Here is an 11,950-nt window from a genome sequence, read left to right as displayed (position 1 = left end):
GATGACGACGATCACGGAGGTCCCCGGTGTCGCGGCCGTCGCCCCGGCTCCGGCCGGGCGCGGGTACGGCTTCAGCGCGCCGCTGGTCGCGCCGCTGCTGTTCCTGGCGGTCGCCGCCCTGGCGCCCGGCCTGCTGACCGATGCCGACCCGCTGGCCGCTGACCCGCTGCACGCGCTCGCCGGGCCGAGTGCCGAGCACTGGTTCGGCACCGACCACCTCGGCCGTGACGTGCTGTCGCGCGTCGTCCACGGCGCCGGGCACTCGCTGAGCATCGGCGCCGCCGCAGTCCTGCTCGCCGCCGGGGCCGGTGCCCTGCTGGGAGTCCTGGCCGGGCTGTCCCCCCGCCACGTCGACGAGCTGCTCAGCCGCCTGTTCGACGTCGTGGCGACCTTCCCCGAACTGCTGCTCGCCCTGCTGGTCATCGCCATCACCGGTCCCGGCACCGGCAACGTGATCCTCGCGATCGGCATCGCGCAGATCCCCAACTACGCCCGGGTGATCCGCGCCCAGACGTTCGTGGTGCGCCGCTCCGGCTACGTCGAACAGGCGGTCACCCTCGGGCTGGCCAGGCCGGTACTGGTCGCCCGCCACGTGCTGCCCAACGTGCTGGGCCCGCTGCCGGTGCTCGCCACGATCGGCATGGGCACCGCCGTCATCGCCACCTCCGGGCTCAGCTTCCTCGGCATGGGCCCGCAGCCGCCCAGCCCGGAGTGGGGCTCGATGCTGTCGGAGGCCCGCGACTACCTGCGCGTCGCCTGGTGGACCGTGCTCTTCCCCGGTCTCTCCGTCACCCTGACCGTCATCAGCCTGACGCTCGTCGGGCGCCGCCTGCAGCGCCGTTTCGAGGGGAGAAACCGGTGAGCCTCATCGACGTCGAGGACCTGCGGGTCGGCTTCCCCCGGGCGGGGGTGCGGGCCGTACGGGGAGTGAGCCTGTCGATTGAGGCGGGCGAGTGCGTGGCGATCGTCGGGGAGTCCGGCTCCGGCAAGAGCGTCACGGCCAGGACGCTGGTCGGGCTGACCGGCACGGGCGCCGAGGTCGCCGAGGTCGCCGAGGTCGCCGAGGTCACGGCCTCCCGGTTCGCGGTGAACGGCCGGGACGCGCTCCGGTTCGGCGCCCGTGACTGGCGACGGCTGCGCGGGCGGTTCGCGGGGCTGGTGTTCCAGGACGCGCTGACGTCGCTCGACCCGCTCCGTACCGTCGGCGACGAGATCGCCGAGGTGCTCGCCACCCACGACGTCGTACCCCGCGCCGCCCGGAGGGAAAGGGTGATCGAGCTGCTGGAGGCGGTCGGGGTGCCGGAACCGGAGGTGCGGGCCAGGCAGTACGCCCACCAGCTGTCCGGGGGACTGCGCCAGCGCGCCCTGATCGCCTCCGCCATCGCCGCGGGCCCGCCCCTGATCATCGCCGACGAGCCGACGACCGCACTCGACGTCACCGTGCAGGCCCAGATCCTGCGGCTGCTCGCCGCCCGCAAGGCCGAGGGCACCGCGCTGCTCATGATCAGTCACGACCTCGCCGTGGTCTCCGCGGTCGCCGACCGCGTACTGGTCATGAAGGACGGGGTGATCGTCGAGGAGGGGCCGACGGGACGCGTGCTGTCCGCGCCCCGGCACGACTACACCAGGCTGCTGCTCGCCGCCGTCCCCTCCGCCGTCTCGCGCGGCACCCGCCTGTCCGCCATCGCGGCAGGGGGGATCGCGCTGCGCACCCCGCTGCCGGAGCGGACCGTGGACCACACCGCGCCGATCCTGGAGGTCTCGGGGGTGTCGGCCGCGTACGGCTCGCGCACGGTGGTCGACGACGTGTCCTTCGAGGTCTACCCCGGTGAGACGCTCGGCATCGTGGGAGAGTCGGGTTCGGGGAAGACCACGGTCGCCCGGCTCGTCCTCGGACTGCTCGAACCCGCCTCGGGTGAGGTCCGGCTGGGCGGCGAGCCCTGGTCGGGGATCCGCGAGCGCAGGCGGCGTTCCCGCAGGTCCCGCATCCAGGTGATCTCCCAGAATCCGCTCGACTCCTTCGATCCCCGCTACACGGTGGGCCGCCTGGTGGCCGAACCCCTCCTCGGCGCCTCCTTCGAGCGCGGCTTTCCGCACGGCGTCTCCTCCGGGAGCGCGTCTTCGGGCGGCGCCCCTTTCGAGCGCGGTTCCTCGCGCGGCGTTCTCCTCGACCGGGTGGCCGAGCTGCTGGACCGGGTCGGCCTCCCGGCGGACGTCGCCGGCCGGCACCCCCGGCGCCTGTCCGGCGGCCAGCGCCAGCGCGTGGCCATCGCCAGGGCCCTCGCCACCCGTCCCGACGTGCTCGTCTGCGACGAGCCGGTCTCCGCGCTGGACGTGTCGATCCAGGCTCAGGTGCTCGACCTGCTCGCGGAGATCCAGGCCGCCGACGGGACCGCGCTGATCTTCATCTCCCACGACCTCGGGGTGGTCCACCACGTCGCCGACCGGGTGCTGGTCATGCGCGGAGGGAGGGTCGTGGAGGAGGGACACGTGGACGAGGTGTTCTTCCTGCCCCGGCACGACTACACCCGCGAGCTGCTCGGCGCGGTGCCCAAGCTGGTGCCGGCCGAGCCCTGACGAAGGCCACGGATGTCGGGCAGGGCCAGCACCCCCAGGCAGGAGACCGCCAGCAGCGCCGCCGCCCCGTACAGGGTGGGGGCCGTGCCCACCGCCCCGGCCAGCGGCCCGGCCAGGGCCATGCCGAGGGGGGTCAGCCCGAGGGAGAGCAGCCAGTCGTACGCGGACACCCGTGAGATCGCCTCGGCCGGGATGTGCTCCTGCACGGCGGTCTCCCACATGGGGGACATGAAGGCCAGGCCGCCGGTCATCAGCCCGTAGGCCACCGCGACGATCAGCGCGGGCGCCTCGGCGGCGAGCAGGACCAGGGGCAGGGCGCCGAGCGTGAGCGCGACGTTTGCCACGACGAGAGGCCTTCGCGGCCTCGCCCGCAGCGCCAGCAGCGCGCCGCACAGGGCGCCGACCGTGCCACCCTGCACGATCGTGCCCCAGGCGAGCTCGCCACCGAGGCTCGTGACGGCGATCACGGGCCCGATCGTGATCAGGGCGCAGCGGCTGAGGTTCCACAGGGAGTGGCCGACGAGGTTCGTCCAGTACCACCGGTGGCGGCGCAGCTGCGCCCAGCCTTCGGCCAGCTGCCTGACGAACCGCTCGCGCGGCGCGGGCGGGATCGGCGCGAGCCGGAGCCGGCCCAGCAGCACCGCGCTGGCCGTGAACGTCGCGGCGTCCAGGAGCAGTGCCCAGCCGGGCCCGGCGGTCAGCGCGAGGGCGGTGGCGATCCCCGGGCCGAGCAGCATGGACCCGCGCTGGGCGATCGCCATGAGTGCGTTGGCCCGGGGAAGGTGCTCCGCCGTCACGGTGGCGGGCACCAGGCCGGTCGTGGCGGGCAGGAAGAACGCGGAACTGGCTCCCGAGACGGCGGCCAGCGCCGCCAGGTGGACGATGTCGACCGTACCGGTGATCAGCTCGAGGCCCATGGCGGCGTGGGCGAGCCCGCGCACCACGTCCGCGCCCATCATCACGCGGCGGCGCGGGAGCCGGTCGGCCCACACGCCGCCGGGCAGCATCAGCGCCACCGTGGCGATCGACTGGGCGGCCAGGACCACCCCGAGATCGGTGGCCGAGCCCGTCGCGGTGACGATCGCCAGCGCGAGGGCCACGACGGTGATGGAGTCGCCGACGTGCGAGAGGGTCTGGCCGGTCCACAGCAGGCGGAAGCGAGGATCCCGCAGGGGAGCCCATGAGTCGCGCAAGGGGGTCATGAACGGAAATTTACTACGAAAACATAATATATGCATCCGTATTAAAGGCGGCGCGATGTCGACGACGACTCGGCGGAGTGCGGCGTTACCCTTTGGGGATGCCAGAGCCTGATTCCATCGACCGGCACATCGCGCACTGGTCCCGGGAGCTGTCCGACCTGGATCCGCAGGTCGAGGGGATCATCACGCGCATGCAGGCGCTCGTGCGGCTGCTCAAGCGGAGCAAGGACGCCTGGCTGAGCGAGGGAGGGCTCAAGCCCTGGGAGTTCGACGTCCTCCACCACCTGGTCGCGGCCGGGCCGCCCTACCGGGTGACCCCTTCCGTGCTGGCCGGGTGGCTCGACACCCACCCGGCAACGCTGACCAACCGGCTCGACCGGCTGGAACAGGCCGGATACGTCGACCGCGTGCACGATCCCGGCGACCGCCGCCGCCTGCTCGTCGCCCTGACCCCCGCCGGGCGCGCTGTCTGGCAGGAGCGCATGGATCAGGGCGACCTCTCGGAGCGGGAACTGCTCGGCCCGCTCGACCCCGGGGAGCGCGAGGTCCTCGACGATCTCCTGCGCCGGATGGTCCGGAACGCGGAGCGGGACGGCCCGCCGCTGATGCCCGACTGGCCGTCCGGGCCGGGCCCGGCTCCGGGGGCGGATTCGGGTTCGAGGCCGGGGGCGGGGGTGGACCCGGTGGCGGGGCCGGGTTCCGGCGCGGGTACGGGATCGAGCCGGCCGGCCGGGTGACCTCGGGAGTGGAGACGGCCGGCAGGGTGATCTCGGAACCGGTTCCGAGATCACCCTGCCGGCCGTCGGATGATCCTGTGCGCGGGAGCGGGCGGGGTGGTCAGAGCAACCTGCGGGCTCCCGCGGCCGGGGTCGCCGGGTAGATCTCCGGCGCGGCCCAGCCGCGCTCGGCGTAGGCCCCGGTCACCGACTCCCGTACGGACTCCACCCGGTCGTCGGCGACCAGCGCGATCGCCGACCCGCCGAACCCGCCCCCGGTCATCCGCGCCCCCCGCGCCCCGCCCCTGACCGCCGACTCCACGGCCACGTCCAGCTCGGCGCAGGACACCTCGAACTGGTCGCGCAGCGACAGGTGGGAGGCGTTCAGCAGCGACCCGATCTCCCGTACCGCACCGGCTCGCAGCATCCCGATCACCGCCTCGACCCGGTGGTTCTCCGTCACCACGTGCTGGGTGCGCCTGCGCTCGTCGCCGCTCAGCCGCGCGAGGGCGCCCGCCAGGTCCGTGACGTCGCGCAGCGCGTCGACGCCCAGGTGCTTGGCGGCGTTCTCGCAGTCCTTGCGACGGCGGGCGTACTGCCCGTCGGCGAGCTCGTGGTGCACCCCGGTGTTGATGATCAGCAGCTGCAGGCCGTGACTCGCCAGGTCGAACGGGATGCTCCTGGTCCCGAGGCTCCGGCAGTCCATGAACAGCGCCTTCCCCTCCTCGCCGAAGGCGGAGGCCGCCTGGTCCATGATCCCGCACGGCATGCCCACGAAGTCGTTCTCGGCCTTCTGCGCGGCGAGGGCGATCTCCATCTTGGTCAGGCCGAGCCCGTACAGCTCGTTCAGCGCGGTGCCGACGGCCACCTCCAGCGCCGCGCTCGACGACAGTCCCGCCCCCCGGGGCACGTCCCCGTCGATCACCACATCCGCACCGCCGACCGAGCGCCCCCGGCCCTGTCCCTGCCCCTGCCCCTGCTCCCGCTCCGCTTCGCCGAGTGCCCAGAACACCCCGGCCACGTAGCGGGCCCAGCCCTCGGCCTCGTCCAGCGTCGCCAGCGTCACCGGCCCGCCCGCCTGCAGCGACCGCAGCCTGACCACCCCGTCCTCGCGCGGCGACACCGCCGCGGTCACCCCCCACGGCAGCGCGAACGGTTGACCCGCCCCGGGGCGTGCCACACCCCGGCCGGTTCCGTGCCGTACGAGTCCCTGAAAGCTTCAACAACGCGCATGATCCAACACTCCTCAACAAGGTTCAGCAGTAGGGTAGCGAGTACGCCGGGGCTCGGTTCCACTGAAGGTCACATCTTGAACCCGTCCCGCCCGGCAGGTGTGCGAACAGCGTCTACGTTTGGTTGAATGCCGCGTACGGCGTGCGCGAGGGGCGGTAGCTCAGCCGGTTAGAGCAGGGGACTCATAATCCCTGGGTCGCGGGTTCGAGTCCCGCCCGCCCTACCCTCCGTGACCACCCGGAAAGCGCCCCTGATCTGCGTGTTCGCGGTCGAGGGCGCTTTCGGCGCGTCCGGCTGTCACTGATCGCCTCGGTCCCCGGCGGTTGGCCGTGCCGGACACGTGCCGAAGTTCCGGCAACGGCGCCCGGGACGGGGACCGCGCGGTACGAAGGTCCTGGGTCAGGGGCGCAGCAACTGGACGATGGCGACGGTGCCGACCGCCACGATGAGGCCGCGCAGCACCGCGGGGCTGAGCCGGCGGCCCACCCTGGCCCCGATCGAGCCGCCGAAGGCGGAACCGACCGCGATGAGCGCGACGGCCGTCCAGTCGAAATCCGCGGAGAAGAGGAAGAAGATCGCGGCGGCGGTGTTGACGACGGCGACGAGGACGTTCCTCGCGGCGTTGAGGCGTTGCATGGTCTCGTCGAGGAGCACGCCCATCAGGGACATGTAGATGATCCCTTGGGCGGCGGAGAAGTAGCCGCCGTAGACGCTGGCGAGTGTCAGCCCGGTGAGAAGCAGCGGGCCGCCGTCGGGATGGGCGGTGCCGCTGACGCGTTCGCGGCGTCGCCGTACGCTCCTGCCGATCCAGGGCTGGAAGATGACCAGGACGAGGGCGAGGCCCACCAGGGCCGGCACGATCCTCTCGAACGCCGTGGCGGGCAGGGTCAGCAGAAGCGTGGCCCCCGTGAGGCCGCCGAGCAGGGCGCCGACGCTCATCTTCAGGATGCGCCGACCCTGGCCGCCGAGCTCCGCGCGATAACCGATCGCCCCGCTGATGGAGCCGGGGATCAAGCCGAGAGTGTTGGAGACCGCGGCGGTGACGGGCGGCATCCCGGTGGCGAGCAGAACGGGAAAGGTGATCAGCGACCCGGAGCCGACGACGGTGTTGACGGCGCCGGCGCAGGCGCCCGCCGCGAAGACGGCGAGCATCTCCCACGGCGTCACCCTGTCTCCTCCCTCGAGGAATCGGCGTTCATGCCCGGCCCGGCGACAAACGAGGGCGGTGCCGCACGGCGCACCAGCTTAAACACCCCCGGACCCTCGACCGACGGCCTGGTCGGACTCCGCCTCGATCGAGGCGGGTCCCGGCCCTTTCACGATGAGGCGCCAAGGGCGTCGCGGGCGTCCATGAGGGCGAAGCCGAGCAGGTTCAGGCCTCGCCACGTGGCGGGGGAGGCGGCGCGTTCGTCGTCGGCGGCGAGCCCGATGCCCCAGACCCGGTCGACGGGGCTGGCCTCGACCAGGATGCGGGAGCGGGTGCCGAGCAGGAAGTCCCTCAGCTCGGGGTGCTCGCCGAACTTGGCGATGTTGCCGCGCACCACGATCTCGTAGCGGTGCTCGTCCCACACGGCCTCGTCGAAGCCGCGGACCTCGCGGCCGAGTTTCTTGGCCTCGCCGGGGTGCCCGGCGGCGAGGATCCGCGCGGCGGTCCCGTCGTCACCGAACAGCCATGCCTTGTGCGCCATCATGTAGTGCTCGGCCGACCGGAAGTCGTGCCCCTCCGAGGTGAAGACGGCCTCCCACCACTGGCTGAGGCATCCGGCGCCGACCCCGCCGTCCCGCGGCGGCCGGTGGCCCCAGAAGAACAGGTAACGCAACCGCTCCCCGTCTCGCTCGGCGGCGACGGCTTCGGCGACCGAGCGGGGCGCTCTGATGAGATCGGACACCGGTACACCGTGCCACGGGTGGCCGCCGGACGGCCACCGGGTTACCGGCGCGGACGGGACGACCTCGGCGCCGGCCACGGATGACCGGCCTCCGGCATGATCACCGTCCGCGGATGACCGGCCGTCCGGCATGATCACCGCCCGCGTCGACGACGTCGATAATGGGACATGCCCTTCACCCTGAGCCACGCCGTCGCGATCCTGCCGCTGCGGCGGTGGTTACCCCCTTCGGCGCTGGCCATCGGCGCCATGGTGCCCGACCTGCCGTACTACCTGCCGTTGCCCTTCTCCTCAAGGACCACCCACGGCTGGCCGGGCGCGTTGCTGGTGGATCTGCCCGTGGGAGTGGCGGTGCTCGTCGTCTTCAACCTGTTGCTGCGCGCGCCGTTGACGGCGCTCGCCCCGGACGGGTTGCGCGCGCGGCTGCCCGACCCGGCGCCGTCCGGGCGCGGGATCGCGGTGGTGGCCGCGCTGCTGGCAGGCGTCGCCACGCACCTGGTGTGGGACGGGTTCACCCAGGTGGGAGGCTTCGCCGTGGTGCACTGGCCGGCGATGCGCGTCTCGGTCGTCGGGGCGCACCGGGTGTTCAACGTGGTGATGTACGTCAGTTCGCTGGGTGGGCTCGTGGTCCTGGCCTGCTGGTTCGTCCTGTGGTATCGGCGCGCCGCCGTACGGCCGGGACGCCTGCCCGGCGTGACGGGGCGGTCGCGCGGGTGGGTCCTGGCCGCCGGGGCGGGCGCCGCGACCGTCGGCGCGGTCGTGCTGGGGAGCGGCGACCGTGCCGCGGTGAGCCTGTACGACCTGGTGCGGTGCGTGATCCTGGGCGGGATGATCGGGAGCGGCGTCGTCCTGGCCGGCTACGTGGTCGCGTGGCACGTGTGGCCGGCGGCGCGCTCCCGGCGGGGCACGCCGCGACCGGATCGAACCGAGGAGCACGCTCGTTGACGGTACCGAGCCGTCCGCACGCGGCAACCGGGGTGGTCGGGAGGGGGCGAACATCGGTGAGCCGGCCGCCGCGACCGGACGGTCCCGGGCCCCACCCGTCTCAAGGTGGTGTCGCGCGGCGGTGGCGGGGTACCCCGTTCAGGGGGAAAACTCCAGCTCACGATGCTTGGTCGGCTCGGGAAGGACATGGACGATGCCTTTGCGGCAGCCCGGTCACCCCGGGCGCGGAAGCCGGGATCTGGAGATCAACCCGATCTTCAGCCGGGAGCCCCTCCGGGTCCCGCGCCACGCCATGCCGGACGGGGAGATGGAGCCGGACACGGCCTACCAGCTGGTGCACGACGAGTTGATGCTGGACGGCAACGCGCGGCTGAACCTCGCGACGTTCGTCACCACCTGGGCGGAGCCGCAGGCGCTGAGGCTGATGGCCGAGTGCGTCGAGAAGAACATGATCGACAAGGACGAGTATCCGCAGACCGCGGAGCTGGAGAAGCGATGCGTGGACATCCTCGCCCGGCTCTGGCACGCCGAGGACCCCCACCGCGCGACAGGCTGCTCGACGACCGGGTCGAGCGAGGCGGCGATGCTGGGCGGTCTGGCGCTCAAACGGCGCTGGCGGCACCGGCGCCGCGCGAAGGGCCGCCCCGTCGAGCGTCCCAACCTGGTGATGGGCGTCAACGTGCAGATCTGCTGGGAGAAGTTCGCCGACTACTTCGACGTCGAACCCCGGTACGTGCCCATGGAGGGTGATCGATACCACCTGAGCCCCGAGACGGCGGTCGAGGCGTGCGACGAGAACACCATCGGTGTCGTCGCCGTCCTCGGCTCCACGTTCGACGGTAGCTACGAGCCCGTCGCCGACATCGCGGCGGCGCTGGACGAGCTGCAGGCCCGCACCGGCCTCGACGTGCCGATCCACGTGGACGGCGCCTCCGGTGCCATGATCGCCCCTTTCCTCGACCCGGGCCTGCACTGGGACTTCCGGGTGCCGCGGGTGGCGTCGATCAACACCTCCGGGCACAAGTACGGCCTGGTGATGCCCGGAGTGGGCTGGGCGCTGTGGCGCGACTCCCCGGCGCTCCCCGACGACCTGGTCTTCCACGTCAACTACCTCGGCGGGGACATGCCGACCTTCGCGCTGAACTTCTCCCGGCCGGGCGCCCAGGTGGTCGCGCAGTACTACAACTTCCTGAGGCTGGGCTTCGACGGTTACCGCCGGGTGCAGCGGACGTGCCGGGACGTGGCGACCCGCCTGGCCGGGGAGATCGCCGAGCTGGGCCCGTTCGAGCTGATCACCGACGGTGGCCAGATCCCGGTGTTCGCCTTCCGGGTACGGAAGGGGGTCGGCGGCTTCACGGTCTTCGACGTCTCCGCCGCGCTGCGTGAGCGCGGCTGGCTGGTGCCCGCCTACACCTTCCCCCGGAACCGTACGGACCTGGCGGTACTGCGCGTCGTCGTCCGCAACGGCTTCAGCCACGACCTGGCCGATCTGTTGCTGGAGGACCTGCGCAGGGTGCTGCCCCGGCTGGAGGCTCAGGGCGAACCGCGCCGCACCGCCGATGACGCCGGAGGCTTCGCGCACGGTACCGAGGGCAAGAGCCCTCGCCGTCACGGCCACGGCTGAAGGTACGCGGCGACGATCGAAGACGTCCGCGCCGGACGGGGGAGAACCGGCCGGGCGGAGGACGAGGGAGAAGGAGAGATCGGGATGTGCCGTCTGTTTGGCATGAGCAGCGCGCCTCGGCGCACGTGTGCCACCTTCTGGCTTCTGGACGCGCCGGTCAGCATGAGCGAGCAGAGCCGCCGCTATCCCGACGGGACCGGTCTGGGGTACTTCGACACCGACGGCACCCCGGAGGTGCACAAGACGCCCGTCGCCGCCTACCGGGACCAGTGCTTCGCCGAGGAGGCCAAGGAGACGGAATCCGCCACCTTCGTGGCCCACGTGCGTTTCGCCTCCACCGGTGGCCTGGAGAAACGCAACACGCATCCCTTCCTGCAGGACGGGCGGCTCTTCGCCCACAACGGGGTGATCGAGGGCCTGGACGAACTCGACGCGGAGCTGGGCGAGTACCGGGATCTGGTCGAGGGGGAGACCGACTCCGAGCGCTTCTTCGCGCTGATCACCCGTGAGACCAGGGCGCACGGCGGCGACGTCGCCGCCGGTATCGAGGCCGCCGCCCGCTGGGTCGCCGAGAACCTGCCCGTCTACGCCCTCAACCTGGTCCTCAGCACCCCGCGGGATCTGTGGGCGCTGCGTTACCCCGACACCCACCACCTGTACGTGCTCCAGCGTGCCGCGGGCGGGTGCCGCGGCGGACGGCACCTCGACCAGAGCGGCACCGACGGCCGCATCCGCGTCCGTTCCCGCGACCTGATGGATGTCCCCGCCTTCGTGGTCGCCAGCGAGCACATGGACGACCATCCCGACTGGTGCCCGATGGAGCCCGGCGAGCTGCTCCACATCGGACCGGGCCTCGACCCCACCCGCCGGGTCGTGCTGCCCGACGAGCCCGCGCACCGGCTGAGTCTCGCCGACCTGCGCCCCGAGGCCGCCGCCTCGCAGCAGGCCACCTGAGACCGCGTCTCGCGGTGTGCGCGTCGAAGCACCGGTCAGGGACGAGGTGGCACGACATCAGGTCCGGGACCGCCGAGGCGGATGACCGGGGGACGTGCGAGCAGGAACCCGCGCCAGGTCGACGGGTTCGCCGTACGGGCGGACCGTTCCCCCGGTGACGGTGACGGTGACGGGAGGCGATGGGGCGTGCCGACGGTTCCGGCCGTCGGGCGGTGTTCCGGTACGCCTTCCGACGCGGAGGCGGTCTGGTATTCCCGGTCCTGCGTGAGAACGCACATCACGCGGCCTGAGGGGATGTCCGCTGAGCCGTCGTCCCGGCGGGGTCGATCACGATGCCGGTGACGTCCAGATCTTCGATCATGTGCCGGAGCGCGGGCTCGGTGAGCCGGATCCAGCGCTGGCCGGTGCCGAGCACCTTGGTCAGGCACATCGGCGAGGAGAAGGCGGCTGCCGTCCTCCTGCCCGAATCGGTCCTGAACAGCCGCAGCGACATGCTGAAGGCGCCTTCACGGACCGGTACGTATAACGGGACTTCCGACATTGCTTCCTCCTGGTGAGAACTCGTACGAAAATGACGTTATCTCCCTTTCAGTGGATTTCGGTGTGATCTCTACGTGATTCAGACGGGGATGCCGGAAGCGGTGACGCCACGTTGACGCGCGGCGCGCCGCTGCCCGGGGCGTGCGGGAGGGCATCGCCTCCGGTCGGGGCCCGTTCGGGAGACGGTTCGCTGCTCCTGCTGCGCCCCTGCTGCGCCCCTGCTGCGCCCCTGCTGCGCCGCCGGCCGTTCCGCTGTCCCGCCCGCGGCCC

10 protein-coding genes, 1 tRNA gene and 1 pseudogene are annotated in these 11,950 nt (G+C 72.3%); 7 read left to right on the top strand and 5 right to left on the bottom strand.

Translation table 11 applies throughout. The features are described from left to right. Nucleotide 1: 1 nt before the first annotated feature. Together ACVCAG_RS18860 and ACVCAG_RS18855 are read left to right on the top strand one after the other, a co-directional pair. On the top strand, nucleotides 2-862 hold the full coding sequence (locus tag ACVCAG_RS18860) for an ABC transporter permease (RefSeq protein WP_447190079.1): 861 nt from the start codon (nucleotides 2-4) through the stop codon (nucleotides 860-862). Continuing rightward, on the top strand, nucleotides 859-2,577 hold the full coding sequence (locus ACVCAG_RS18855) for a dipeptide ABC transporter ATP-binding protein (RefSeq protein ID WP_447190078.1): 1,719 nt from the start codon (nucleotides 859-861) through the stop codon (nucleotides 2,575-2,577). Before ACVCAG_RS18860 ends, ACVCAG_RS18855 begins: the two co-directional genes overlap by 4 nt. Here ACVCAG_RS18855 and ACVCAG_RS18850 read toward each other — a convergent pair. After that, on the bottom strand, nucleotides 2,523-3,779 hold the full coding sequence (locus ACVCAG_RS18850) for an MFS transporter (protein ID WP_447190077.1): 1,257 nt from the start codon (nucleotides 3,777-3,779) through the stop codon (nucleotides 2,523-2,525). The genes ACVCAG_RS18855 and ACVCAG_RS18850 overlap by 55 nt on opposite strands. 98 nt (nucleotides 3,780-3,877) lie before the next feature. Here ACVCAG_RS18850 and ACVCAG_RS18845 point away from each other — a divergent pair, with 98 nt between their 5' ends. Continuing rightward, a complete protein-coding gene (locus ACVCAG_RS18845; protein ID WP_440084256.1) occupies nucleotides 3,878-4,516 on the top strand; it encodes a MarR family transcriptional regulator in 639 nt (212 codons plus the stop codon). A gap of 100 nt (nucleotides 4,517-4,616) precedes the next feature. Here ACVCAG_RS18845 and galK read toward each other — a convergent pair. Further along, nucleotides 4,617-5,728 (bottom strand): annotated as a pseudogene (galK, locus tag ACVCAG_RS18840) (galactokinase). A gap of 149 nt (nucleotides 5,729-5,877) precedes the next feature. On the opposite strand from galK, the gene ACVCAG_RS18835 reads away from it, so the two are divergent. Further along, a tRNA-Ile gene (locus tag ACVCAG_RS18835) sits at nucleotides 5,878-5,951 on the top strand. 176 nt (nucleotides 5,952-6,127) lie between these two features. On the opposite strand, the gene ACVCAG_RS18830 is transcribed toward ACVCAG_RS18835, so the two are convergent. Together ACVCAG_RS18830 and ACVCAG_RS18825 are read right to left on the bottom strand one after the other, a co-directional pair. Further along, the gene (locus ACVCAG_RS18830; RefSeq protein WP_440084257.1) at nucleotides 6,128-6,895 is read right to left on the bottom strand and encodes a TSUP family transporter; all 768 of its coding nucleotides are present in this window, start codon (nucleotides 6,893-6,895) and stop codon (nucleotides 6,128-6,130) included. A gap of 149 nt (nucleotides 6,896-7,044) precedes the next feature. Further along, the gene (locus tag ACVCAG_RS18825; RefSeq protein WP_440084258.1) at nucleotides 7,045-7,617 is read right to left on the bottom strand and encodes an NADAR domain-containing protein; all 573 of its coding nucleotides are present in this window, start codon (nucleotides 7,615-7,617) and stop codon (nucleotides 7,045-7,047) included. Between the two features lie 168 nt (nucleotides 7,618-7,785). Between ACVCAG_RS18825 and ACVCAG_RS18820 the strand changes: the two genes are divergently transcribed. From ACVCAG_RS18820 to ACVCAG_RS18810, 3 genes are all read left to right on the top strand, one after another. Beyond that, the gene (locus ACVCAG_RS18820) at nucleotides 7,786-8,562 is read left to right on the top strand and encodes a DUF4184 family protein (protein ID WP_440084259.1); all 777 of its coding nucleotides are present in this window, start codon (nucleotides 7,786-7,788) and stop codon (nucleotides 8,560-8,562) included. A gap of 193 nt (nucleotides 8,563-8,755) precedes the next feature. Next, entirely contained in the window at nucleotides 8,756-10,186 is a 1,431-nt protein-coding gene (locus tag ACVCAG_RS18815) for a glutamate decarboxylase (protein WP_440084260.1), read from the top strand. A gap of 84 nt (nucleotides 10,187-10,270) precedes the next feature. Then, a complete protein-coding gene (locus ACVCAG_RS18810) occupies nucleotides 10,271-11,140 on the top strand; it encodes a class II glutamine amidotransferase (protein ID WP_440084261.1) in 870 nt (289 codons plus the stop codon). A 277-nt stretch (nucleotides 11,141-11,417) separates the two neighbouring features. On the opposite strand, the gene ACVCAG_RS18805 is transcribed toward ACVCAG_RS18810, so the two are convergent. After that, on the bottom strand, nucleotides 11,418-11,681 hold the full coding sequence (locus ACVCAG_RS18805) for an SAV_915 family protein (protein ID WP_440084262.1): 264 nt from the start codon (nucleotides 11,679-11,681) through the stop codon (nucleotides 11,418-11,420). Nucleotides 11,682-11,950 lie beyond the last annotated feature (269 nt).

The organism is Streptosporangium sp. G12, assembly GCF_052983175.1.
This window is presented reverse-complemented; position numbering and strand designations above follow the sequence as displayed.